This window comes from Acidobacteriota bacterium, from assembly GCA_026393675.1.
Classification (GTDB): Bacteria; Acidobacteriota; Vicinamibacteria; order Vicinamibacterales; family JAKQTR01; genus JBAXOX01.
Genome location: JAPKZQ010000005.1, coordinates 55,729 through 80,040 on the forward strand (window position 1 = coordinate 55,729; position 24,312 = coordinate 80,040).

Consider the following 24,312-nt stretch of genomic DNA (forward strand, 5'->3'; position numbering starts at 1 on the left):
AACGCGCAAAGTGTACCACAGAAAAACGGAGGATAATACGCTCACGATGGCCGAGGAGTTTGAACAACTCTCGCTCCACAGCGATATCGAGATCGCCCGCGACGTCCGGTTCGCCGACGACCTGACGGTGTTGCTCGCGAGAAGGCCGTGACGCGTCGCGTCGTTCTACTACTCGTCGTGTGTCTCACGGTCGTCCAGGCCGCCGGAGCCGCCGCGCAGAAAACCGCGTCGGCCCAGGATGGCGTCACGTTGCTTCTGCTCAAGCTCGAAAAGATCATCACGGCTAGCCAGCCCGACGCGTATTTTGATCTGCTCTCGGCCCGAGCCAGCCCCGATCGGGCCGCACAGGCGGCGCAATTTCTGATCGGCCCGGGCATTGGGCGCGCCGTCGTTCGCGAGCGGGACCGAGCGCCGCTCGATGGCACCCTGCCGGGCGACGGCTACCGCCTCATGCTCGAGATCTTCACCGAGCGCGGGATTCGCGCGCGCATCACCACCTGGCAACTGGATGTCCGGCGCGTGGCGGGCACGCCGGATCAGGACGAATGGCGAATCAGCGATCAGACGCTTTTGACCACACTGGACGGATTGTTCCGGCTCGCACTCAATCCCTCGAAGCAGTATCGGGTGCGCAACCTCACCCTGCGGTCCGACGATCTCGACATCAATCTGGCGGACGGCCACTTGTTCGTCGCCGAGACCACCGAGGGCCCGACCGCCGTTGTGCTGATGCCGTCGCGCGGCGGGACGTTCGTCTTCAAGCCGACGCCGGAGACTGAACGCGGCCAGGTGAGGATCTACTGCGGATCGGAGACCCTGCAAGATCAATACAACGCCGCTTTCGTGCGCGTTCATCCGGGCGATTTCGGGACGCGGTTTCCGGCAGCCACGCTGACGGCCGAACCGGTCGACCGGGGACTCTTCCGGCGAGCGGTGACCATCTTCCGTGACGATCTGAGCAAGTCGTTCGGTCTGGATCTGGCGGACTTGAGCCGCGACATATGGTCGTTCACGCCGCTGCCTGGCGACTTGCTGGCCGAGATCCACACGAAGAAGTTCCGGATACTGACCTACACCAGAGTCGCCAACGAACCCGAAGATATCTCGTTGTTCGATCGTGTGCGCCGGCGGAACATCAGTGTCTATCCGTCGGCATCCCGCATCGCGTCGGAGGGTCGGTTTTTCGACGAGGACACGCACGCCGCATTCATCGTGGAGCGCACGGAACTGAACCTGACGATCGATCCGGATCGGTACTGGCTCGAAGGGGTGGCCCGCATCCGGCTGCGTGTGAAAGACCCCGCGCTGAACACGCTGACGCTGCGGTTGGCCGAATCCCTCACCATCAACGGGATCTTCAGTCCGGAGTTTGGACGGCTCCTGTCGCTCCGCGTCCGCAATCAGGCCAACCTGGTCGTCACCTTGCCTGCCTTTGCCGTCAGAGGCACGGAGATCACGCTTCTGATCAGCTACTCGGGACGGCTCGTTCCGCCGCCGCCCGATCGCGAAGGCTTCGGACCGCAGTTTCCTCAGGACCCGCTTGGCGGGCTCGACGAGATCCGCTTCACCGGTGAGCCGAGCGTGCTCTACTCGACCAACAGCGCGTGGTACCCGCAGGGCGCCGCCACGGCGTACGGATCGGCTCGCATGAGACTGACCGTGCCCGAACGGTTCCAGGTACTGGCCAGTGGCACCCTCCAGCCCGGATTCCCGAAGGCTGCCCCTGCCATCAACGGGAAGATTTCCGCCGTCCAGTACGACTTCGACGCGACGCAACCGGTCCGATATCTTGCGTGTGTCATCAGCCGCTTCCAGCATGTCGCGTCAACCACGATCCCGACCAAGTACGAGGGCTCAGGCGATGTCGGCAGCGTCACGCTGAGCGTGGAGGCCAACCCCCGCGAATTTGGCAAGGGAAGCGAAACGCTGCCGATCGCCGAGAACGTGCTTCGGTACTACGCGTCCATCATCGGTGATGCGCCCTATCAGAGCCTGACGCTCGGCCTGATCGAACGCGACACGCCCGGCGGCCACAGTCCCGCGTACATGTCCGTGCTGAACCAGCCCCTGCCGACAGCGGCGTTCAGTTGGCGCAACGATCCCGCCGCGTTTCCCAACTTCCCGGAGTTCTTCGTCGCACATGAACTGGCGCACCAGTGGTGGGGCCAGGCTGTCGGATGGCGCAGTTATCACGAGCGCTGGATCAGCGAAGGATTCGCGCAGTATTTTGCGGCGCTGTACGCGAGGCAGATCCGCGGCGACGGCACGTTCAACGACCTGATTCGCCGGATGGCCCGCTGGGGAATAGACAAAGCTGAAGAAGGGCCCATCTCGCTCGGCTATCGCCTGGGCCACATCCGCGGGGACACGCAGATTTTCCGTGCCCTCGTCTACAACAAGTCGGCCGTCGTGCTCGACATGCTGCGGCGGCGCCTGGGCGACGAGACGTTTTTTCACGGGCTCCGGCGTTTCTACAAGGACTGGCGCTTCCGCAAGGCGGGAACCGACAACGTGCAGCAGGCCTTCGAGGCAGAGAGCGGGCAGTCGCTCGGGCGATTCTTCGACGCGTGGGTGCACGGCGCCGGGGTGCCCGCGCTCAGGTCGTCGTGGCAACTCGACCCGGCAGCCGCCGTCCCGACGGCCGTCGTGCGGCTGGAGCAAATTGGAGTTCAGTACGAATATCCCGTGACCGTGACGCTGCGCTACGCGATCGGACCGGCCGACGATGTGCTCGTGTCGGTCGTGGATCGCATCACCGACATCCGCCTGCCCCTCAAAGGCCGCCTGCGCGACGTCGAGATCAATCGGGACGGACTCACCATCGTCGACGTCTCCCGCCGGTAGCCGCCCGACTAATCCCTTGCTATGATGGCACGCATGGATACCGTCACTCTGCGCATCGATGGGCGCGAGATTACGACCGAGAAGGGCAAGACCATTCTCCAGGCCGCCCTCGACAACGGCATTTCTATCCCCTACTACTGCTACCACCCCGGTCTCGGTGTCGACGGTTCCTGCCGCGTCTGCATCGTCAAGGTCGAGAAGATGCCGAAATTGCAGACGTCGTGCTCGACCGTCTGCGGCGATGGCATGGTGGTCGATACGCGCAGCCGCGAAGTGATGGACGCGCGCGCAAGCGTATTTGAGTTCCTGCTCATCAATCACCCGCTCGATTGCCCGGTGTGTGACAAGGGTGGCGAGTGTCCGCTGCAGGATTTTTCGTACACGTTCGGCCCCAAGGGAAGCCGGATGGAGTTCCCGCGCCGCACGTTCGACGGCGAGGGCGTGAAGGCCGACATCGATTTTGGTCCGACGCTGATGTTGAACCGCAATCGCTGCATCCTGTGCACGCGCTGCGTGCGCTTCATGCGCGACATCGATGGCGAGGCGCAGATCGGGATCGTCGATCGCGGCAACGGGAGCCAGATCTCCACGTTCCAGGAGCGAGGCGTGCATTCGCTCGTGTCCGGCAACCTGATGGATGTATGCCCCGTGGGGGCCATCACGACGCGCGACTACCGCTTCAAGTCGAGGCCGTGGGATAACCCGATTGCCGTCGATACGACGTGCACGTTGTGTTCGAAGGGCTGCAACACGACCGCGTGGCTCAAGGCCAAGCCCGAGTGGGCAAAGGGCGCGCGGCTGATTCGGATCACGCCACGCTACAACGCGGATGTGAATGGCTACTGGATGTGCGACATCGGTCGCTTCCAGTATCACTGGGTCGAAAGTGACGCGAGATTGACGACGCCGCTGGTGCGCCAGAATTCCGGAGCGCAGGCAGCGGCCACCTGGCCTGGTGCCCTGGCCCGCCTCGCCGAGCACGTCCGGCCGGTGCTGCAGACCGAAGCGTCAGCGTTCCGCGTCCTGGTGTCGGCGCATGCGTCTCACGAAGAACTGTTCCTCGTCCGTGAGCTCGTGCAGAAGGCGCAAGGCCCGAACGCGACGTACCGTGTCGATGTGAGTTGGGCGACGTCCGAGAAGCCGCAGCCCGCACGCACGAAGTTCAAGGTGCCAGTTGTTGATGCGCCCAATGTGGCTGGCGCACGCACGTTCGGTCTCAATGTGCCCGTGGGCGATTCGGACCGCGCTGATCTTTGGGGCTTGCGCCGCGCCGTCGACGCGGGCACCGTCAAGGCGCTGTTTGTCTTCGATCCCGGTCCCGATGGCAGCATCGGAGACATCTCGTGGATCATCGACGCCAGGACGTCCGGCAAGCTGGCGTATCTGGTCGTGCTGGGGCCCGTGAGCACGGCGTTGACGGCAGCCGCTGATGTGGTGCTGCCTGGTGCTGCCTGGACCGAAAAGGACGCGACCTACACCAACGATGGCGGCCGTCTGCAGGCCACCTCGCGCGTGATGAACGCGCCCGGTGAGGCCCGCGAAGACTGGCAGGTGCTGACGCAGGTCGCCGAGGCGCTGGGTGTGGCGATGAAGTACGCGGATTCGGCTGCCGTGCGCGCCGCGATCGCCGAGACGATGGCCGGCGTGCCTGGGATGGCCGGGATTGCGCAGGTCATGATTGCGAAGCCGCAGACCGCGAGCATGTGGTTGCAGACGTCGAATCCGTCCGAGCGCTGGAAGTGGGATCACATGTTCCAGGACCTGCCGCCAGTCAAAGGCGAACCCCACGTCGTACGGGCGGAATTGATCAAGAAGTAGACGATGGATAACGTCACGCTCTTTGCCGCCTTCGTCGCCGGTCTGCTGTCGTTCGTCTCGCCGTGCGTGCTGCCGCTCATCCCGGGCTACCTGTCGTTTGTCTCCGGCGTGTCGCTCGAAGAGATGCGCGGCGGAAACGATGCCCAGGGCACCGCGCGCGCACGCGGCAAGGTGTTGCTGTCGTCGCTCGGCTTCATCTGCGGATTCACGATCGTCTTCGTTTCGCTGGGCGCGTCAGCCAGCGCCGTCGGCGAATTCCTGATGAGTCGCCTCAGCATCCTCGGCAAGGTGGCGGGGGCCGTGATCATCCTGTTCGGCCTGCACATGATGGGCGTGCTGAAGATCGGCTGGCTCTATAACGAGAAGCGCGTGCAGACCCAGAAGAAGCCAGCCGGCCCGCTGGGTGCCATTGTGGTGGGCATCGCGTTCGCGTTCGGATGGACACCCTGCATCGGACCCATCCTGGCCGGCATTCTGGCGATTGCCGCCAGCAAGGAGACGGTGTGGCAGGGGATCGAGCTGCTGTTGGCCTATTCGCTTGGCCTCGGCATCCCGTTCCTGATCACGTCGCTGGCTATCAACCAGTTCTTCGCGGCCTTCGCGCGCATCCGCAAGCACTATCACGCCATCGAAGTCACGTCGGGCCTCCTGCTCGTGACCGTCGGCGTCCTGATGATCACCAACCGATTGACGGTGATCGCCCAGTACCTGTCGTCGTTCCTCCCGACGCTCTGAATTTAGTTCTGTTCGTAGGGGCGCCACTCATCGCGCCCTTGTACCGCTCCCCCCTGCGATATAGTACGAATCGATGTCGTCCGCCCCGGAACCGACCGCTCCAGATCCCATCGGACCCGCCCAGCGCACAGGCGTCGTCTCGACGCTCGCCAAAATCGCCATCACCGCTGCGCTCTACGCCTTGGTGGCGTACTGGGTCGATGTCGGCGCTCTGTGGGCCCGATTGCGCACCGTCCAGATTGCCTGGGTGGTGCTTGGCGTCGTCGTCTATGTCGCCGGTCAATGGCTGAGCGCCTACAAGTGGTGGCTGTTGCTCAGGCCCGTCAAGCTCGTCGTGCCCTACCTGCGCGTCGTCGGTTTCTACTTCGTCGGCATGTTCTTCAACATCTTCCTGCCGACCATCGTCGGCGGCGACGCCGTCAAGGCCATCGTCCTCGCCCGCGAAACAGGCGCGCTGGCCCGGTCGACCATGTCCGTGTTCATGGAGCGCAACGTCGGGCTGTTTGCGCTGCTGACCATCGCGACGATTGCCGCCGCGTTCGCGCCGCCCGTCATCGTGATGCGTTTGTCCCTGCTGTCGCTCACGCTGCTGCTGTTCGCGGCATTTATTGTCGCCAATCTGGTGATTACCAACCGGCACGCGTATCGTCTGGTCGACTACTTGATCGCGATGACGCCGCTCTCGCGCATCCGCTCGCGAGCCTCGTCGCTCTACGACGCCGTCGTGCCGTATCGGGGCGCGGCTGGCGTGATTTCGGCCTCTGTTGGCGTCTCTTTCGTGTTCCAGGCCATCGTCATCCTCGTGGTATTCTTGAACGCCAAGGCGCTCGCTCATGATGTGCCGGTGTCGGCCCTGGCGGTGTTCGTGCCGCTCATCTCGTTGGCGGGGATGCTGCCGCTCAGCGTCAACGGTCTTGGCATCCGCGAGGCGCTGTACTTGTTGCTGTTCGGCCAGATCGGCATTCCAGCCGATGTGGCGGTGTCGATGGCGCTCCTCTATGCCGTCGTGACCCTCACGGCGAGCCTTCCGGGCGGAATCGTGTCAATGGTGCAGCGGCGTCCAGATCGGCTCGTTGCGCCACGCGCCCGTTAAGTAGGATGTCGGTGGAGGAAGATTCAATGAAGAGCCGGACCGTTCGCGTTCTCATGGTCGCGATAGCCGTCGTGGCTCAGGCCGGCGCAGGCTATCTGGCGTGGAGGCTCGACCAGCAGATGCGCGCCGAGCGGACGACCATCGCCGCATTCGAGGCGCAGGTCCGTCAGGCGTCGGAGTCGCTTGCGGCCATCGGCGCGGCCGAGCGGGGGTACGTGGCCGAAGGCCAGAGCGGCGAACGATGGCAGACGCAGGTGACGACGATGATGAAGGGCGCGACGCCGAAGTTGACGGATCTTCGGCTCGCGGCAAAGACACCCGAGGCACAGGGCGCGCTCGAAACCGCCATTGAGATCATGGCGTCGTTTGGCCAGGCCGACGCGAAGGCCCGCGATTATGTCAGTTCCGGCCAGCGGCTCTCGGCATCGGACGTGATCTTCGCCGACGGTCCCGGCTTGCTGACGAGAGCGATCGCCGCACTCGAAGATGCCCGCGTCCGCGAGAACGTCCAGCATGAGGCCGCCCTCGCGAAAATGCAGCAGACGCAGTTGTTCTATCTCGGCGGCGCCGTTGGGTTGACGCTCGTGATCCTGCTTGTGCTCGTGCCGGTTCCACGAGTCACAGAGGGCTCGGACGTCGGTGATGGCGTGGCGCGCGCGCCGGTCGGCGCCGGTCTGGGCCTGTCGCAACCGTCGAGCAAGACTGCCGGGGCAAAGGCGATGGCAAAGCCCGCGACAGGGTCCGCGGGACTGACCGGTCACGATCCCCGGGAAACGGCGTGGTCTGCACGCGTGCAGGAACTGGGTGCGGCTGCCGATATCTGCGCTTCGCTGGCCCGCGTCCAGAATCTCCAGGAACTGCCGGCTCTGCTCGAACGGGCAGCCGGCGTGCTTGATGCGACCGGTGTCATTATCTGGATGTCGGAAGGATCGCCCGCGCTCCTGCGCCCCGTATTGGCACACGGGTATGCGCCGGCCACGTTGGCGCGCATGGGCTCGATTGGACCCGATGCCGACAACGCCACGGCAACGGCCTACCGGACACGAACCGTGCAGACGCTGCCGGCGGACCCGCCGTCTGGCGGGGCCCTTGTCGTCCCACTGGTCACGGCGGATGGCTGCACGGGCGCAATCGCGGTCGAGTTGAAGAAGGGTGTCGAACCGAGCGACTACCTGCGCGCCGTCACCACGATCCTCGCCGCGCAGTTGGCCACGCTCATCACGTCGGCGCCCGCGGCGGATGCTTTGCACGCCAGGGAGTAGCGGCACGTGGGGAACGCTGGCTCACCGGTTCTCGATCCCGACACGATCACCGAGTTGCGCAGGGCGAAAGTTGACTACGGGAATCCGCTGCTCATCAGACAACTCGTCGAGATCTATCGGACCAACGCCCCGAAGCGGATCGAACAACTCCGGGGCGCGATTGCGGGCGGCGATGCCAGGACGCTCGGAATGGTTGCGCACACGCTGAAGACTAATTGCGCGATGCTGGGCGCGACCGCGATGGCCGCCATGTGTGCGACACTCGAGGAGTACGGTGACCAGGCGACCTTTGATGATGCGGTCGCGGTGTTCAGACGGGTCGAAACGGAATTCGAGAGGGTCCTCGCGGCGCTGACGCAGCTACTGACAGAAGAACCGGTGGGCATGTGACCGTGTAGGGGCAACCCCCCGTGGTTGCCCCGCGTGATTCGGGCGGGCACCCTTCGACTCCGCTCAGGGCAGGCGGGGGCCCGCCCCTACGGCGTGCAGGCATTGGCCTACCGTCTACTGGCTACTTCTCGTACGCTGGTTTTCCTCGCACGATGACCTTCGGCTTGCTCGGCGTGGCCTTCTCGAAGGTCGCCTTCACGCTCATGGCCTTCTTGTCGCGCGACAGGCCAATCGTCGCGTCGCCTTCCTTGTCGCGCAACTGCGCCACCAGCGTGTTGGCGTCGGTAATGGGCTTGTCATTGACCGCCGTGATCACATCCCCTGCCTTGATGCCCGCTTTGGCAGCCGGGCTGTCGGCGCGCACGGTCGACACCAGCACGCCGCCTTTCACCCCAAAATACGCCGCCAGTTCAGACGTCAGCTCCTGAACCGTCACGCCGAGACGGCCCCGGTTTGTGAACGCCTCGAAGAACGGGGCTTCGAAGGTGAACACGCCTTCTGACGGCGTCCGCGGTGCCAGCATTCCTGGCCCGCCTGGCATTCCCGGTCCACCCGGCATTCCCCTCCCACCAGGCTGACGCTCCATCCTGAACTGACGAATCAAGGGCTCGACCTGCGCCATGCCGCGCTCGATTTCGCGCCGGATGCCGTCCCGGTTGACCATCACGTCCACGAGCGGTCCTTCTGCCGTGGTCAGTGTGGCCTCGACATCGGTGCGCTTCCCTTCGCGCATCACGCCAATCTTCACCGCACGGCCCGGTGCCGATTCGCTGACCAGGCGCGTGAATTGACGCGTGCTGCGAACGGCTTCGCCATCAAACTGGACAATGACGTCGCCCGCCTTCAGCCCGGCCTTGGCCGCAGCCGTTTCCTTCGTCACGTCTTCGACGACCACACCAGTCTGCCCTGCCAGCTTCATCTTGGTCACATCGGCCGCTTCAACATCACGGATCGAGACGCCAAGGCGTGGCCCTCCGAACGCGAAGTAGCTGCCGGCCTGGCCGACCCGGGCCACGCCCTGAGGCTGCTCGCCGTCGCGCCCATCGACCGTCACAACGACGTTGTGCCGTTCCTGCCGTGTACCCGTATCCTGGGCCGCGACCGCAGGCGCCCACGCGACCGCCGCCGCCGCCACGGCAAGAATCACCACCGTCAGTCCGATTGCATGACCTAAACGCATGACCTGCCTCCAGATAACCAAGTGTGCCAACTACACCGACTCAGACGTGCGGCTCATCTGTTTGGTCGGCCCGCAACCCGGGCCACTGAAATTGGGTCAGACCCAGTTTCTCATGTCAGTCTCATTTTCGTGGGTCTGTTTCCGACCCTATATTGCAGTTTCTGCAACACCTCCGCCTGACGGCGGCAAGAAATGACCTCGGAAGAGGACGCGGGTCCAGCTGACAATGGGGTTAGCAGCGGATAATTGGGTCAGACCCCTTTTAATCTGGCCTGGCACCGCCAATGCGCCGATACACACAGGGAACCGTGCCGGTCTGGCGAGACTCGTGGTCTCGAACCAACCGGAAACCTTGTGTCCGTTGCCGTAACGTGACGGTTTTATTGGTGTTAGTTTATGACAACCGCCCTCAGCGGCGTGCCGTTGCGATCTACCGGAGCAAGCCATGACACCGTCCCAGGATCCTGAGCCGAACACAGACGACTCCGGCACAGACGCGCTCGATGCCGCCTGGAACGAGGCGCGCCAGCGGTTCGTCGCGGGGTTCCCAACGCGCTCAGATTCAATCGGCTACCTCCTCGGTCTGGTCGCCACGTTTGGCGGCCAGGGCCCGCTGATCCCGCTGCAAGAGATCGTCCACAAGACGGCCGGGCTGGCGGGCACGATTGGCTTCCCCACCGTGTCGGCTCGTGCGCGCGATTTGGAGGATCTGCTCGATCAGGTCCCGACTGGCAAACTGGATGTCAGTCGCGCCAACCTTCTCTTTGAATCGATCGAAGAGGGCTTTTCGACGGATCTCGCCAACCCGCCGCTGTGGGCGGGCGCCATGTCGAAGGCCGATCACCAGCCGCGAATCATGGTCGTCGAAGACGACGAGGATCAGCGGGAGGTCGTGGGCATTCATCTGCGGGCAGCCGGGTACGAACCGGTATTCGTCCCAACCGGCGACATCGCAGTCGAGGCGGCGCGGCAGCATCGTCCCGACCTCATCTTGCTCGACGCGAATCTTCCGGGCCTCGATGGCTACTCGGTCTGCCGCCTCCTCAAGCTCGATCCGGATCTGGCCACGACGCCCGTCGTCTTCATGACGGTGCGCGCCCGACTCGACGACAAGATCGTCGGTCTGCTCCTCGGCGCCGACGACTATTTGATCAAGCCGGTCGACATGACCGAGCTCACGCTCCGCATCCAGTTGCTGCTCGCCAAACATGCCAGTCGGAGCGATGCCCGGCCCGCGTTCTCGCTGCCAGACGAGGGCAAGGAACTCGATTTCGAGAGCTTCGTCGCCGTCGCGCGCGAGCAACTCGCCCTGCATGCGGCGACACTCGTCCTTGTGCGGACGCCGGAAGCTCGATTGATGGAAACCTACACGGCGTTCCGAACCGAATCCCGGCGCCGCGACCTGGTCGCCTGCTACGGGCCCGCCCACATCATCCTGCTCCTCGTCGACATGCCGACACCGAAGGCGACCGTCCGGCTCACCGACCTCATGAACCGTCTCGGACGCGGCACGCCGCCGCGTTTCCAGGTGGGTTTGGCGGTGTCTGCTGCCGCGGGGGCGAAGCCCTTCGAATTGCTGCTGGCCGAGGCCGACGAAGCCACCGTCGCGGCTCGGAAGTTCGGACTGCTGCTGGTCGTCGCCGGCGAGCCGTTGCTTGAAGCCACGGAATCGCGCCGCAAAGGCACAGTTGTGTTGGCTGATGATGACCCCGACGTCACGCGACTGATCCACGCGCAACTGAAGGCGGCCGGGTACGTCACGGTTGTGACATCGGACGGCAGCCAGGCCGTCGCCGCCATCGAACAACATCGACCCGACATCGTGATTATCGACATGATGATGCCGCGGATGACCGGGTTCGATGTGTTGGCGTCGATCCGTAACCTGCCCGCACGGCCGCGGAGCATTGTCCTGTCGGCGCGCGGCCGCGAACAGGACGTGACGCGCGCCTTTGCCCTGGGTGCCGACGACTATATGACCAAGCCATTCAATCCCCAGGAACTGCTCGCCCGCATCGAGCGGCTGCTGCGATAGATGCTCCGGATAGCCGACCTCCTCATCGCCGTGCTGGTGCCGTTCCTGATCTTCAGCGCGCTCGGGCTGATAGCCATGTTGGTGTTTCTCGTGTTACAGCGCGTCATCGACGAAATCCAGTTTCGCCGACGGCGCTCACTCACGGCCCGCTATCGCCCGGCCGTTGACGCCCTGCTGCGGCCGGACGGGGGACACGATGCGCTGGTCGAGCTGGCGCGGGCGCCGAAACGCCATCGCGCCGCGATTGCCGCAATGCTGCTCAAGCCCCTCGCCATTTCGACCGGATCCGTCGTCGAACGCCTGCGCGACGCGGCACGCGCGATGGGCCTGATTGAACAGTGGGCCCGGCGGCTCTCAGATCGGCGCTGGTGGGTACGAGCAGAATCGACTCGCGCGTTGGGGCTGGTTCGCGAGAACCGCGCCCTGTCGCTTCTCGTCGCGGCCCTCGATGATGATCACGAGGAGGTTCGGGCGGCCGCTGTTGATGCGTTGGGCCTGATCGGAAATCCGCAGGCGATTCCGGTGCTCCTGAGCCGCCTGGCGGACCAATCCAGAAACCAGCGGGCCCGGATCATTGAGGCCCTCCGAGAGTTCGGCGACGCAGCCACGCTCGCGCTCGTTGAACACGCCCAGCAGCGCGTAGAAGACGCAGTGGCGATTGCCGACGTGCTCGGGTTGATTGGTGGCCCGGTGGCAAGTGAACAACTGAAGTCGTGGATGACGCAGCCGCGTGCGGACGTCCGAACCGCCGCGATGCATGCGCTCGGCACAATCGGCCTCGACGAGAGCGGACTCATCGTCGCGCTCCAGGCGCTCGAGGATCCGGAGCCCGCCGTGAGGGCCATGGCCGCACGGGCCCTGGGCCGGGCGCGCCGGGAGGAAATCGCCGAGCACCTCGCGCACCACCTGGATGACGAGTGGATGGTCGCCGCCAACTGCGCAGACGCACTTCGCCGAATGGGCGCCAGCGGCGTCGAACGGCTTCAGGCGAGGGCAGACGACGAAGGGTACGTTGGCGATCTCGCCCGCCAGATGCTGTGGGAACGGCATGCCGCCGGGGCGGGAGCCTAGACGATGTTCCGCATCGCCATCGTTGACGGATTTGCGGCCTTCGATCTGATGCTGCTGATCTACTTCCTCGTGGTCAACACGATTTACCTCGTGTTCTCCGTTGTGTCGTACCTGAAACTCCGCCAACATCGCTTGCGCTGGACGTCGCGCGAACTGGGCGTCGTCATGCGATCGCCCGCGACGCCAGGCATTTCGATCCTCGTGCCCGCCTTCAACGAGGCCACGAACGTCGCCGAGAGCGTCCGGTCGCTCATGTTTCTCAACTACCCCCAATACGAGGTGATCGTCGTCAACGACGGGTCAACCGACAGGACGCTCGCCGAGGTCGTTGAGAACTTCGACTTGGTCCGGGCGCCGATTAGTATTGAGGAGGTGGTCGCGACCAAGCCCGTGCGCGGCATCTATCGGTCGATTGCCAGCCAGGATCTGATAGCCATCGACAAGGAAAACGGCGGCAAGGCCGACGCCATCAATGCCGGGCTCAACGCCGCCAGATTCCCGCTGGTGTGCGTGATCGACGCCGACTCGGTGCTGGAAGAACATGCCCTGACCCGCGTGGTCCTGCCGTTTATTGAGCACCCCGATACCGTGGCCGTCGGCGGCATCGTCCGTCTCGCCAATGGCTGCAAGATCGATCACGGCCGGGTCGTCGAGGTCGGGTTGCCAAAAACCCACCTGGGAACGTTCCAGGTCGTCGAGTACTTGAGAGCCTTTCTGGCCGGGCGGGTCGCATTGTCGGCGATAAACGGCCTGATGATCATCTCGGGGGCCTTTGGGCTGTTTAAGCGCGAGGCGATCGTTGCGGTCGGCGGGTTCAGGCAGGACACCGTCGGCGAAGACATGGAGCTGGTGGCCGATCTCCACAGGTTCTATCGCGAAGCCCGCAAGCCCTACCGGATTGTGTTCCAGCCGGATCCGGTGTGCTGGACCGAGGCACCCGAGTCGATTCGCGTCCTGGCACGTCAGCGGGATCGATGGCAGCGGGGCACGCTCCAGGTGTTGAGCCGTCACTGGAGGATGTGTGGAAACTCCCGTTACGGCGTGCTCGGCCTGTTCGTGATGCCGTACTATGTAGTGTTCGAGGGAATTGGTCCGATTATCGAAGTACTCGGCTATGTGCTGACCGTTGTGGGCGTATGTGCCGGGTTGATTGACTGGCGTTTCGCCGAGTTGCTGTTTCTCGCGGCGGTGCTCTACGGCGCGATGATTTCGCTGGCCTCTGTGATTCTCGAGGAAGTATCGTTCCGTCGATATCCGCGGCTCGGCGACCTGCTGGTGCTTGGCCTCTACGGTGTGCTTGAGAATTTCGGCTACCGGCAGATGGCCACATGGTGGCGCGCGCGGGGCGTGTTCAGATTCCTGCGCGGTCACCAGGATTGGGGGACCATGACACGGAAGGGGTTCGAAAAAGCATGAAACTCCTGCTGGCGGAAGACGAACCGGACGTGCAGCTGATTGCCCGCCTCTCGCTCAAGCGGGCGGGATTTCAGGTCGTCACGGTCAACAACGGTCTCGAGGTGCTCGAACGCGTGGGCGCCGAAGCGCCCGACGCCATCCTGCTCGACTGGATGATGCCGGATATGGACGGCTTCGAGACCTGTATGCGGCTGAAAGCGGATCCGGCCACCAGGCAGATCCCCGTGATCTTCCTGACGGCCAAGGTACAGGAATCTGAAGTGGCCAAGGCGCTGGCGCTCGGCGCAATCGGTTGCATCGGCAAGCCGTTCGATGCGCTCACACTTGGCGAGCAGGTGCTGACGATTCTGGGGAAATAGGCTTGTGAGTCTTCGGGGACGCATCTTCGCCGTGATCGGCCTTATGGTGGCCGCCGCCTTCCTGCAGGCCGGGGCTGTCGTGTGGTTCGAGCACTTGCGCACCCACGGCGACGTGGATATGATGCGCGCGGGACAGCGGTTCGATTACCAGACCCGCATGAACCGTGCCGTGGTGGAGTTGGAGAACGAGCAACGGTCCTACCTGCTCACCGGTCTGCCGGCATTCCGCACGGACTTCGACCGCCGATGGAGCGAATACGTCAACCTCCCGACGCTGCTGCTCCAGTACCTCGACGAGGAAAAGGACAAGAAGTCACTGGCCGACCTCGACCGCCAGATCCAGCAATGGCACCTGATGGTCACAGACCTGATGGACCGCCGCGAGCAACTGGCCAACCTGCCGCGCGTGTTGCAGGACCAGACCGCTCCGCCGATGCGGCAGGTCCAGAACGCACTCGACGCCAACCGGCGGCGTGTCCTGGAACTGCTCAACGACCAGATCACGAACGCGTCGCAATTGAACTTCAACAACTCGCTCTTCACGCTGGCGCTGCCGGCCATCGATATCATCATGTTGCTCGTGCTGGTCTTCGTGCTGGCGCGCATCCTGCTGGATCCGCTGGCCGCGATTGCCGAATCGGCGCGCCAGATCTCGGGTGGCAATTTCGACGTCCGTCTCCCGCCTGCCAAGCGCGACGAGATCGGAGCGCTCGTCAAGGCGTTTCGCGATATGAGCACGGCCGTCCAACGCCGGCAGCGCGACCTCACGGACGCGCTGTCGCGCGAACGCGAGATTTCGCAGATGTACTCCGCGCTCCGGACCAACGCGGAGCAGGAATCGGCACGGCTCCAGGCGACCTTCGCGACGGTGCCGGCGGCTCTGGTCATCCTGGAGGCGCCAAGCGGGCACGTCGTCCTGCAGAACGCGGCGGCCGACATGTTGATTGGCCGCGAACCCGACGACGAAGCCGATCGACATCGTTACTGGGAGAGCTTCCGCGCGACGTACCGCGACGGGCGGCCCTGCCCGGTCGACGAGTGGGGACCGCGCAGCGCGCTGCGCGGTGAAGTGGTGGTCGGCCAGGAACTAATCGTCAAGCCGCAGGATGGCAGAACCATCCCGCTCCTGGTCAGCGCCGCGCCGCTGCGCAACGACCTCGGCGTGATCACGGGCGCCGTCGCGGCGTTCCAGGACATCACGAATCTCTATGAGGTCGACCGGCTCAAGAACGAGTTTGTGTCCATCGTGTCACACGAGTTGCGCACGCCGCTCACCTCCATCAAGGGCTCGCTGCAGTTGCTGCTTTCCGACGTGCCCATGCCCGATCCGGACCATCGGATCCTGATGGGCGTGGCCTTGTCCAATACCGAGCGGCTGGTGCGCATCATCAACGACATTCTCGATATCTCGAAGATCGAGGCTGGAAAACTCGGACTCACTCCTCGGCCGTACGACGTCCACGAACTGGTGAATCACTCCATCCAGAGCGTCGGCCAGATTGCCAAGGGATCGTCGGTGACGCTTACGCCAATCGTCCCGCCGGACATCCCCAAGGTCATCGCCGATCCCGACCGTACCATTCAGGCCATCGTCAACCTGCTGTCGAACGCACTCAAATACGCGCCGGCCCGCTCCGACGTGACGCTGGAAGCGCGGTCAGATCCGCCCGGATTCGTGACCTTCGCCATTACCGACAAGGGTCGTGGGATTCCGGCCGAGAAACTCAGTCAGCTCTTCCAGAAGTTTCAGCAGATTGATGGGGCCGACACGCGGACGTTCCGCGGAACAGGCCTGGGCCTCGCCATTACCAAGGCGTTGGTTGAGATGCAGGGCGGATCGGTGGGAGTCACAAGCGAAATGGGCAAGGGATCGACGTTCTCGATCACGATCCCGGTCGTCAAGTAGAGCGATCCGGATTCCTGATCATGACGGTCCTCGTAATAGACGACGAAGACGACATCCGGTTGCTTGCCGAAGTGGGCCTCACAGCGTCCGGGCTGAAGGTGGTCGTCGCGGCGAGCGGCGCCGAGGGCGTCACGATGGCACGCACGCACACGCCGGACCTTGTCGTGCTCGACGTGATGATGCCGGAGATGGACGGCTACGCCACGCTCGATGCGCTGCGTCGCGATCCGGCAACCGTTCGGATTCCCGTCCTGATGTTGACGGCCAGGAACCTGGCGGCCTCGGAAGAAGCGCTGCGCGGGCGCGGCGTCGTCGATTTTGTGGCCAAACCGTTCATCCCCCGTGAACTGGTCAAACGGGTTCGCGCCGCCCTGGGCCTCTTCTGAACCGTGTTCATGTTGCAGTACGGACACGCCTTCCATTCAATCTTGAGATCCTGCCCGCAACTCGCACACGTCTTCTTGAGGCTGCTCAGGCAATATGGGCATGTGGAGAAGTCCAGCGTAGAGGTCAGGACGCGTCCGCGGCTGAGGACGTTCCGCCCTGGGACCCACAAGAAACACGCGAAAATCGCAGTCTTTCGCGCGGCACGACTCTTGATATTGGAGGGAGTAGGCCGCGTCGGATCAACGGGGTGGGTCAACCACAGGCAGGCGCTGGCATCACCGCCCCGTATGACAGGGCGATCCGGCGCGGCTCCTACACCAGCCAGCATTTACCGCTATGCCGTAATCCTCACCACCACGGCTGTCATGTCGTCGTTCTGCGCCGCCGTGCCGCGAAATGCCGTGGCCGCTTCGAAAATCGCATCGACAATCTCGCGGGCGGGCCTCGTGCGCGCACGCTGAATCACCGCCATCAATCGCTCCGTGCCGAACTCGTCGCCGTTCTCGTTCATCGCCTCGAACACGCCATCAGAGCAGGACGCGAACACGTCGCCAATTCCGAGACCAACGGTCAGATCGTCGTATGAACTCTCCGGAAACGAACCCAGCGGCACCCCGGGACACTCGATCTGAGTGCAACGCTCGCTGGTGCAATGGATGGGGAACGGCAGACCGCTGTTTGCCAGCGTCACCCTGTGATTCCTGAGGTCGAACTGCGCATACAGCAATGTGCAGTAGTACTCCTCGAGCCGGCGCTCGTGCATGATGCGATTCATTGACGACAGCACTTCGGCCGGACTGGGCGCAACAACACTGTGGCGGCGGCGGAACGTGCGGGAGCGGAGCAGCTCGCCGGCAAACGCGCTGTAGAGCGCCGCGGGCGCGCCCTTCCCCGACACATCGCCGACCGCCACGGTGAGTTTGTGGGGCTCGAGCGACAGAAACTCGTACAGGTCGCCGCCAAGCTCGCGGGCCGGCTCGAATCGCCACCCGACATCCACGCCTTTGAGCCGCTTGGGAAGCTCGGTTGGCAGGAGAGCCTGCTGGACGCGCTGCGCGAAGCGCATTTCCTTGTCGAGCCGGATCTCGTTGCGCCGCACCTCGTCGTAGAGGCGCGCGTTTTCGACGGCGACCGCCGCGCTTGACGCCAGCGGCGTCAGCAGTTCCACGTGCCGCTTGTTGAAGGCGTTCAGTTCGGGACTCTCGAGGTCGAACAGCCCCACGCAGCGGTCCTTGACGAGCAGCGGAATCACGAGTTCCGACCGAACGTCTTCGACCACCTTGATGTAACGCGGATCCTGTCGCACGTCGCCAACAAGTACCGGCGTCTTGTGCAGCGCCGCGTAGCCCACGAGACCTTCGCCAATCGGGATCCGTTTCTGCAGGATCTGTTCGTCGTACTTCACCGCGAGCCGAAGCGCGACCGTCTGTGCCTCTTCGTCAACCAGCAGAATGCCGAACGTACGGTAGTCGATGACGCGCTTGATCGTCCGGGCGATGCGCTCGAGCAGTTCGTCCAGATCGAGCGTGGAGGCGAAATCGCGGCCGATTTCCCCGAGCGCTTCGAGCGTATCCGCGTAGCGCCGCTCCGTGGCGAACAGCCGCGCATTTTCGATCGCGATGGCCGCGGCCGCCGCAAAGTTCCGCAGCGTCTCGACCTCGGCCGGCGTAAATTCGCCCACGTTCCGGCTCAGCAGGTTCAGCGCGCCAATCGTATGCCCTTTGCGCCGGAGCGGCAGGACCAGTTCGGCCCGCGTCTCCGGCACGACCTCGATGTACCGGGAGTCCTTCGTGACGTCGTTCGCGAGCAGGGGACGGGCCGCCTCCACCGCCGCACCCACCAAGCCCTCCCCGACTTTCAGGCGCAGCTCCCGGCTGCCCTCCGGATAGCCTGTTGAATACGCGATGTGGAGATCGCCGCGATCCTCGTCCAGCAGGTAGATGGCAAATGCGTGGTAATCGGTGACCCGTGAGATCAGATCCGGCAATTTGCGGAACAGTTCATCGAGGTCCAGAACCGACGATACTTCGCGCCCCAGGGCAAACAACGTCGTCAGCATCTGCCGGTCGCTCTTGGCGGCGGGTTGGTCGGGATACGCGCCAGCGGCCGGAAACAGGTCGAGATCGAGAGGCTCAGTCACAGACCGCATTATACTGGGAGGCGTCCGGAGAGCCTGGAATGCAGGGCTGGACCCCGGCTTTCGCCGGGGTGACGGAAACTCGCTTCATTCGGCGCGATGCGGCCGATAGAAGATGTCTGGGCTTCGGCGCAGCCGCAACTGACCACAAGGACGCATTTTGGAACTCTCACTGCCGTTCGATCAGACCGTCATCCAGCGCATCCTGCCGCACAGGTATCCGTTTCTGCTCGTTGACCGGATTATCGCCTTCGAACCCGACAAGAGGATCGTCGGCATCAAGAACGTGTCCCGCAACGAGCAGGTGCTGGCCGTCGAACCAGGAAAGACACCCACGCTGCCGCCAACGATCCTGACCGAGGCGGTCGCGCAAGTCGGCGCGATCATGATCCTCGCGAAACCGGAGAACAAGGACAAACTCATCTTCTTCATGGGCATCGATCGCGTGCGCTTCCGCCATCCGGTCTACGCCGGCGATCAGGTGGAAATCGAAGCCACCGTCCGCCGTCTGCGCAGCCGCATGGGCTCGCTCCACGGCATCGCCCGCGTCAACGGCGTCGTCTGCGCCGAAGGCACAATGACGTTTGCGTTGGGCAAGAAGGGTGAAGGCGCGGCCGCCAGCGCCCTGTAATTCTGCGCGCTGGCCCTGAGCCAGCCGAAGGGCGCTGGTCCTGAGCCTGTCCCCTTCGGCTTTCCGCCGGATCGGGGAAACAGGTTCAGCAATGGAAGCGTCGGAGCATGTCGCGACCCAAACTTAGCTCTTGGGGCCCTTGTAGAGCACGTGCCCGAAGCGCTGGTGGAAACCAGTGAATTCCCCGTCCCCGATATCGTCAGCCACCGCCGAACGCACTTGATGGATCTTCGCGTCAAGGTCATCAGCCATCGACACGATGAACGCCTCGACCGTCATCGGCTCCACAGGTGATCCGTACTCCATCGACCCGTGATGTGAGAGCACGATGTGCTCGATCTGCGTGAGCAGCGCCTGGGGAAAGTCAGGGATGGCCCGCGCCGCATCCCGCACCATGACCATCCCGAGGGGGATGTGCCCGAGCATGTAGCCCTCGCGGGAATACGCCGTCGCGTTCTCGTAGTTCAGTTCCTGTAACTTGCCAATGTCGTGCAGCACGGCACCCGCGAGAACGATGTCGGCATCAGCGCGATACACATCGGCCAGCATCGTCGCCACCCGCGCAATCTGGAGAATATGTTCGAGAAACCCGCCCCGGTAGGCGTGGTGGACCGTCTGCGCGGCCGGCCAGATGCGTAACTTCGCCTCGTTGTCGCGCACGATCCACTCGACCAGCGCGCGAACAAACGGGTTGCCGAGTCGGGAAATCGTGGCTTCGAGTTCGGTCCACATCTCATCTAGTGGCCGAGGGGCCGACGGCACGCACTCTTCTTCCTTGAAGCCCGCGGCGCGATCCGGGTCCGGCATCAAGCGCCGGATACGGTCGACGACGAGTTGCAATCGCCCGTTGTAGGTGTTGGTCCTGCCCTGCACCTTCACGAATTCGCCCGCCTCGAACTCCTGCTTCAGGTGCTCCACGTCGTCAAATACGCGGCCCGTAATGCGGCCCGTCGCATCTTGGAGCGTGAGGGACAGGAACTCGCCCTTGCGGCCTGGCCGGAGTTCCTTGTTCGTGCACAGGTAGAACCCCCAACCCGTGACATCCGCCGCCAGCTTGCGTAACGAAGGAAATCGGTTCATTGGCGACGATGGTAACTCGAAAAGCACTGGGTCGGGGTGCGTTGCACGTGCCCACACAACTCTGTCTTCCGGGAGTGATTGTTACTCAGAGCGCCTCATGCGTGGCCAGCTTCGAGCAGCGTGAGCGCCTCGGCGACCGTGCGCACGACGGCAATGCCGAGCTTGTGCGCGCCTTTCGAGATCTGCGCGTATGATTCCTCTTCGCGCCAGACCAGGATCGGCCAGGCCTTTGACTCGCTCGCGACGTCCACGCAGTTCTCGAGCCGGTCGTCGATGTGCGCGTCGAGCGTGAGCGCGGCGGCAATCCGCCCGCGCGATCCCTGCGTCGTGTACACCGCCGGCAAATCGAATCCCTGGCGGTGCAACCACCGCTGCGACTGCACTTGCGCCGTTCGCCCCGCGGTGGCTGGCCGCTGGGTGACAAACAGGACGTCCCACTGGTGTTGGTAGGCCAGGTGCTGGATGCGGCGTACGATGCCGGGCTCGTGTTCCTTCAACGATTCCCAGAAGTTTCGCGTCTCCCGAACACGATGCCAGAGGCGCGCTTGTTGCCGTGCGGTCAGTCGCGACAGAACAGCTGCGCCGGGCAACTCAGACGATTCCCCACCGCCACTGCCGTCTGTCTGATTCTTGTCGATCGCTTTCTGGATTCTGTTTTCCGCCTTGTTGCCGTCTTCTTGTTTCTGTTTCCGGCCCTTGGCCGAATTCGCAAACTCGTCCTCGGCCAGCGCGGCCAGCGCGCCATCCATGTCCGCCACGACGCCATCGAGATCGCACGAAATGCGCATCGGGTTCCGATTATACGTGAGTGTGCGCGCTGTCATCGGTTGCCATTGCTGACCGTGAAAAGCAGAAGGCACTCGTCAGACAATGATCCGAGGAGTGCCTCTGCTGCGGAAGAACGGCCACCAGCGAGATGGAGTGCGCGACGAAGCGCGTGTTCGTGTCTCTCGGATACCGTCCTAGCGGAGACCGCTCGCGACCTTGTAGTTGTGCACGACCACGAAGGCGTAGACCGAGTTAACCGCGACGAGCATCGCGACGGCGGCCACCTTGTTGCGCTTGGCGATCCTCTGCGCGGCGATAATCGTGCCGGTCGCCACAGCAGCCTTGACCGCGAAGAAGGCGGCGCGGTTCTTCGTGATGCCACCCATCAGCGCGTTCGACTCGACAGCGCCTTGTTTGAAGCCTGTCAATGTGGAGTGCATGTCCAGCGCCTGCATCGCAACCGTCGAGGCGTAGAGCGCCAGCATCCCGCCCGAGCGGGGACGAGCCGTGCCCGGCGCAACCTGCTGCTGAATCGGCATCGACAACTGCCCCGACGAAGCGGAAACGGCCTGAGCCTCCTCGACGCCGGGGACCTCACCCAGTAACGTCACGGGTTCGACCGCCTGCGCCTGGCCACGGACGGGCACGCGATCTTGTGCGCGAACTTCGCGAGCGGCCAACGGAGAGACCAACGTGAGGACGACGACGGCGGCGGCGAGAGTTCGGTGTGACATGGCAGCCCTTCCTGTAGTGTTCAGAACAGCGGGCTGTCATCTCTCGTTCGGGTGCTCACTGCATGTGCGCGCCTCGGTGCAGCCCACCCTCCTTAGGGCAAGGGTGCTGCCAGGTGTTCGCGCCGAGATGTTGCGCACACGGCCTCGAGTTTGTGCAGTGTTTATCGGTGTTTTTTGAAATCCTCCTTCGGGGAGCGTGCCCGACCGCACGCCTCCCGCGTGTGCGAGGAGTGCGGCGTGAGCACAACGGTGAGCGGCCACGCTCACGGCGCACGCGTGCGAGTGCGCTGAGCGTGGGGCGTGTGCAGCCCGGGTGAGCGGCCGGGTTACGCCGCTCGGAAATCAGGCCAGTACGCCGCCCAGGAAGCGATCCAGGAAGCGATCCGCCTGGGGGGCGTTCGTTCTGCGGTGGCGCCCTTGCGGTTCGCTACCCTTCACCTCCGTCAAGTTGGGAGAGGACTTGCATCGCCAAGTAGACGAACGCGCACGGCGTACAAAGAAAACGCCCCGCAGGCTCGAAGCCCGCGAGGCGGTGTGTCCAGTGGTATCAGGCGAAACTATCGCGACGGACTTGCGGTGGGGGCGTTCGCAGCGACAATAATACCGGCCGTCGCCAGCGCGCCAGCGCCAGCCAGCACAAGAATGCCGCCGGTGGTCGTGAAGAAGGAGGCCAAGCCACCTGCCGCGGCCGCGCCGGCCAGGGCTCCAGCCGCGCTCGCCGCCACGGTGATGCCAGAAATCACGCCGCCGGCCACCAGCGTCAATGACGTGCTAACACCAATCACCTGTCCGGCTGCGTTGACGATCTCCACGACGAAGCTGCCGGGGTTCAGTCCCGCAAACGAGAACGCGCCGTTTAGGCCCGACTGGGTCGTGCCGACAAGCTGTCCTGTGACGGAGTTGCGCAGTTGCACCCTGACTCCCGTCAGGACGACCTTGTTGGCGTTCAGCGCCGTGCCGGCAATCGTCCCCCCGGGTCCCTGCCCGGCAAAGGTGCTGGTCGCCACAAACAGGACGACGACGAACATGCCGAGGATTCGCTTCATCATGGCGCTAACCTTTAGAATCTCCGGGACGATTTGTCGCTCGTGCGGTCCGATGCGCCCGGTGACACACCGACACTACGACACACCACTGGTCAAATAGAATATCGGCCGATCGCCGGATAAAGTCAAGCCTCATCGCCGGTCGCGCTACTTCAGCTTCTCGACCGTGACACCGCCCGGCCCGTAAACCAGTCTGCGATCCGGCTTCCCGCGCTTCTGTGTGTCGAAGGCGACGCTCGCCAGGGCCCCGTTCCGGTACGTTTCCCATTTGTCCGGCTTGCCAGTACCGGAGGTGTCTTCTTCGGCCCTCGCAAGCGCGCCCTTCTCGTAGAACTCCCACCGCGAGATCGTGCCGTCGCGGTGCGTCGAGATCTCGATGCGGACCACCTGACCGTCGGCGCCCCGGTAGGCCCACGCGTCCACCTTGCCGTCCTTCTCGCGCGAGAACCCTACCTTTTCGAGCTTGCCGTCCTCGGTGTAGTACTCCCAGCGGTCGATGACACCGTCGTGGTTCGTGTCGATCTCCGTGCGGACGAGCCTGGTGCCGTCCATGTAGCTCCAGACGTCCGTCTTGCCGTCCTTGTTGGTGTCGAAGGTCAGCACTTCCAGCTTGCCGGTCTTCTTGTTGTAGGTGGCATTCATCGCCGCCGTGTCGCCGGGAGGAGACGACGACCACCCACACGCCGGCACCGACACGAGTACGAGCGCCGGCACGACCACCGCCGCCGCGATGCGAAGAAGATGTCTCACGAGAGTCATCCTAGCACTGTCGTGCAATTCTGGGGGGGGAGGCCCCAGGATGCCCCAGGATGCCCCTACTACCACGGACGCTCTGACACGGCACTTACGATCGGCGCAACCCGGAGTTCACACCTGCCGGTCCGAACGTGCCGGTTCGAATGATCACGGGCAGTGTTCGCCCTGGGGTACACTGAATCCAGGTGATTTGCCATGCCGATCTACGAGTATCAGTGCCGATTCTGCCGAAAGAGAATGTCAACGCTGGTCTTAAGCCGGGCGCGCGAGGCTGAGGTCCGTTGCGAGCACTGCGGTAGCGGCGACATCGAGCGCCTCTGGTCGTTTTTCTTCGCCCAAGTCCGAAGAGGCGCGTCTGGAATCGCTGGCCGACCCATCCTCACTCGCCGGTCTCGACGAAAACGACCCGCGCAGCGTTGCCACATTCATGAAGAAGATGGGCCGGGAGATGGGCGAGGATATCGGCGGCGACATCGAGCAATCCATGGAAGAAGAAATGGCCGGCGACAGCGCAGGACAAGACGGCACTGGCGGCGGATTTGGAGGCCCGGGCGGTCCGGTATCGTGATGTCTGATGCGCTGCTATATGGCCAGTCCTGGGCATGAGAGACGCGGCGTCGACACGTTATTGCTCGGCAGCATGACACATCCGATTTGCGCAAGG

General features: G+C 63.8%; 21 protein-coding genes. 14 read left to right on the forward strand and 7 right to left on the reverse strand.

Annotated features, from left to right (window positions below; translation table 11 throughout):
• Positions 1-147 precede the first annotated feature (147 nt).
• The 6 genes from NT151_02580 to NT151_02605 all read left to right on the forward strand — a co-directional run bounded on the left by NT151_02580 (position 148) and on the right by NT151_02605 (position 8,142).
• Entirely contained in the window at positions 148-2,844 is a 2,697-nt protein-coding gene (locus NT151_02580; protein ID MCX6537813.1) for a M1 family aminopeptidase, read from the forward strand.
• 33 nt (positions 2,845-2,877) lie between these two features.
• The gene (locus NT151_02585) at positions 2,878-4,662 is read left to right on the forward strand and encodes a molybdopterin-dependent oxidoreductase (GenBank protein MCX6537814.1); all 1,785 of its coding nucleotides are present in this window, start codon (positions 2,878-2,880) and stop codon (positions 4,660-4,662) included.
• Between the two features lie 3 nt (positions 4,663-4,665).
• Positions 4,666-5,397 (forward strand): cytochrome c biogenesis protein CcdA, encoded by a 732-nt coding sequence (locus NT151_02590; protein ID MCX6537815.1) that lies wholly within the window; start codon positions 4,666-4,668, stop codon positions 5,395-5,397.
• Between the two features lie 73 nt (positions 5,398-5,470).
• On the forward strand, positions 5,471-6,490 hold the full coding sequence (locus NT151_02595) for a lysylphosphatidylglycerol synthase transmembrane domain-containing protein (GenBank protein MCX6537816.1): 1,020 nt from the start codon (positions 5,471-5,473) through the stop codon (positions 6,488-6,490).
• A gap of 26 nt (positions 6,491-6,516) precedes the next feature.
• A complete protein-coding gene (locus tag NT151_02600) occupies positions 6,517-7,752 on the forward strand; it encodes a hypothetical protein (GenBank protein MCX6537817.1) in 1,236 nt (411 codons plus the stop codon).
• A 6-nt stretch (positions 7,753-7,758) separates the two neighbouring features.
• Entirely contained in the window at positions 7,759-8,142 is a 384-nt protein-coding gene (locus NT151_02605) for an Hpt domain-containing protein (GenBank protein MCX6537818.1), read from the forward strand.
• A gap of 121 nt (positions 8,143-8,263) precedes the next feature.
• On the opposite strand, the gene NT151_02610 is transcribed toward NT151_02605, so the two are convergent.
• On the reverse strand, positions 8,264-9,322 hold the full coding sequence (locus tag NT151_02610; protein ID MCX6537819.1) for a PDZ domain-containing protein: 1,059 nt from the start codon (positions 9,320-9,322) through the stop codon (positions 8,264-8,266).
• A 445-nt stretch (positions 9,323-9,767) separates the two neighbouring features.
• On the opposite strand from NT151_02610, the gene NT151_02615 reads away from it, so the two are divergent.
• From NT151_02615 to NT151_02640, 6 genes are read left to right on the forward strand one after another with little or no spacing between them, the layout of a single operon-like run.
• Positions 9,768-11,357, forward strand: coding sequence for a response regulator (locus NT151_02615; GenBank protein MCX6537820.1), 1,590 nt, complete (start codon positions 9,768-9,770; stop codon positions 11,355-11,357).
• Positions 11,358-12,428 (forward strand): HEAT repeat domain-containing protein, encoded by a 1,071-nt coding sequence (locus tag NT151_02620; GenBank protein MCX6537821.1) that lies wholly within the window; start codon positions 11,358-11,360, stop codon positions 12,426-12,428.
• Positions 12,429-12,431: 3 nt separating this feature from the next.
• Complete coding sequence (locus NT151_02625) at positions 12,432-13,844, forward strand: glycosyltransferase (GenBank protein ID MCX6537822.1); 1,413 nt, start codon at positions 12,432-12,434, stop codon at positions 13,842-13,844.
• The gene (locus tag NT151_02630) at positions 13,841-14,203 is read left to right on the forward strand and encodes a response regulator (GenBank protein MCX6537823.1); all 363 of its coding nucleotides are present in this window, start codon (positions 13,841-13,843) and stop codon (positions 14,201-14,203) included. The genes NT151_02625 and NT151_02630 overlap by 4 nt, the downstream gene beginning before the upstream one ends.
• Before the next feature lie 4 nt (positions 14,204-14,207).
• Complete coding sequence (locus NT151_02635) at positions 14,208-16,109, forward strand: ATP-binding protein (GenBank protein ID MCX6537824.1); 1,902 nt, start codon at positions 14,208-14,210, stop codon at positions 16,107-16,109.
• A 20-nt stretch (positions 16,110-16,129) separates the two neighbouring features.
• Entirely contained in the window at positions 16,130-16,495 is a 366-nt protein-coding gene (locus NT151_02640; protein MCX6537825.1) for a response regulator, read from the forward strand.
• A gap of 335 nt (positions 16,496-16,830) precedes the next feature.
• Here NT151_02640 and NT151_02645 read toward each other — a convergent pair whose 3' ends face one another.
• Complete coding sequence (locus NT151_02645; protein ID MCX6537826.1) at positions 16,831-18,636, reverse strand: GAF domain-containing protein; 1,806 nt, start codon at positions 18,634-18,636, stop codon at positions 16,831-16,833.
• Positions 18,637-18,793: 157 nt separating this feature from the next.
• Here NT151_02645 and fabZ point away from each other — a divergent pair, with 157 nt between their 5' ends.
• Positions 18,794-19,264, forward strand: a complete 471-nt coding sequence (fabZ, locus tag NT151_02650) for a 3-hydroxyacyl-ACP dehydratase FabZ (GenBank protein MCX6537827.1) — start codon at positions 18,794-18,796, stop codon at positions 19,262-19,264.
• A 123-nt stretch (positions 19,265-19,387) separates the two neighbouring features.
• Here the strand turns inward: fabZ and NT151_02655 are convergent, their stop codons facing one another.
• The 5 genes from NT151_02655 to NT151_02675 form a co-directional block, all read right to left on the reverse strand.
• Positions 19,388-20,344, reverse strand: coding sequence for an HD domain-containing protein (locus NT151_02655; GenBank protein MCX6537828.1), 957 nt, complete (start codon positions 20,342-20,344; stop codon positions 19,388-19,390).
• 95 nt (positions 20,345-20,439) lie between these two features.
• Entirely contained in the window at positions 20,440-21,168 is a 729-nt protein-coding gene (locus tag NT151_02660; GenBank protein ID MCX6537829.1) for a hypothetical protein, read from the reverse strand.
• A gap of 138 nt (positions 21,169-21,306) precedes the next feature.
• Entirely contained in the window at positions 21,307-21,846 is a 540-nt protein-coding gene (locus tag NT151_02665; GenBank protein MCX6537830.1) for a DUF5658 family protein, read from the reverse strand.
• A gap of 557 nt (positions 21,847-22,403) precedes the next feature.
• A complete protein-coding gene (locus tag NT151_02670) occupies positions 22,404-22,895 on the reverse strand; it encodes a carboxypeptidase-like regulatory domain-containing protein (GenBank protein ID MCX6537831.1) in 492 nt (163 codons plus the stop codon).
• A 144-nt stretch (positions 22,896-23,039) separates the two neighbouring features.
• Complete coding sequence (locus NT151_02675) at positions 23,040-23,642, reverse strand: hypothetical protein (protein ID MCX6537832.1); 603 nt, start codon at positions 23,640-23,642, stop codon at positions 23,040-23,042.
• A gap of 433 nt (positions 23,643-24,075) precedes the next feature.
• Between NT151_02675 and NT151_02680 the strand changes: the two genes are divergently transcribed.
• Positions 24,076-24,216 (forward strand): hypothetical protein, encoded by a 141-nt coding sequence (locus NT151_02680; GenBank protein ID MCX6537833.1) that lies wholly within the window; start codon positions 24,076-24,078, stop codon positions 24,214-24,216.
• The last annotated feature ends 96 nt before the right edge of the window (positions 24,217-24,312 follow it).

Bases quoted from the DNA above. Each gene is read 5' to 3' on its own strand.
- NT151_02585 (MCX6537814.1), top strand. From the start codon at position 2,878: ATGGATACCGTCACTCTGCGCATCGATGGGCGCGAGATTACGACCGAG.
- NT151_02590 (MCX6537815.1), top strand. From the start codon at position 4,666: ATGGATAACGTCACGCTCTTTGCCGCCTTCGTCGCCGGTCTGCTGTCG.
- NT151_02595 (MCX6537816.1), top strand. From the start codon at position 5,471: ATGTCGTCCGCCCCGGAACCGACCGCTCCAGATCCCATCGGACCCGCC.
- NT151_02600 (MCX6537817.1), top strand. From the start codon at position 6,517: ATGAAGAGCCGGACCGTTCGCGTTCTCATGGTCGCGATAGCCGTCGTG.
- NT151_02610 (MCX6537819.1), bottom strand. From the start codon at position 9,322: ATGCGTTTAGGTCATGCAATCGGACTGACGGTGGTGATTCTTGCCGTG.
- NT151_02615 (MCX6537820.1), top strand. From the start codon at position 9,768: ATGACACCGTCCCAGGATCCTGAGCCGAACACAGACGACTCCGGCACA.
- NT151_02620 (MCX6537821.1), top strand. From the start codon at position 11,358: ATGCTCCGGATAGCCGACCTCCTCATCGCCGTGCTGGTGCCGTTCCTG.
- NT151_02625 (MCX6537822.1), top strand. From the start codon at position 12,432: ATGTTCCGCATCGCCATCGTTGACGGATTTGCGGCCTTCGATCTGATG.
- NT151_02630 (MCX6537823.1), top strand. From the start codon at position 13,841: ATGAAACTCCTGCTGGCGGAAGACGAACCGGACGTGCAGCTGATTGCC.
- NT151_02640 (MCX6537825.1), top strand. From the start codon at position 16,130: ATGACGGTCCTCGTAATAGACGACGAAGACGACATCCGGTTGCTTGCC.
- NT151_02655 (MCX6537828.1), bottom strand. From the start codon at position 20,344: ATGAACCGATTTCCTTCGTTACGCAAGCTGGCGGCGGATGTCACGGGT.
- NT151_02660 (MCX6537829.1), bottom strand. From the start codon at position 21,168: ATGACAGCGCGCACACTCACGTATAATCGGAACCCGATGCGCATTTCG.
- NT151_02665 (MCX6537830.1), bottom strand. From the start codon at position 21,846: ATGTCACACCGAACTCTCGCCGCCGCCGTCGTCGTCCTCACGTTGGTC.
- NT151_02670 (MCX6537831.1), bottom strand. From the start codon at position 22,895: ATGATGAAGCGAATCCTCGGCATGTTCGTCGTCGTCCTGTTTGTGGCG.
- NT151_02680 (MCX6537833.1), top strand. From the start codon at position 24,076: ATGAAGAAGATGGGCCGGGAGATGGGCGAGGATATCGGCGGCGACATC.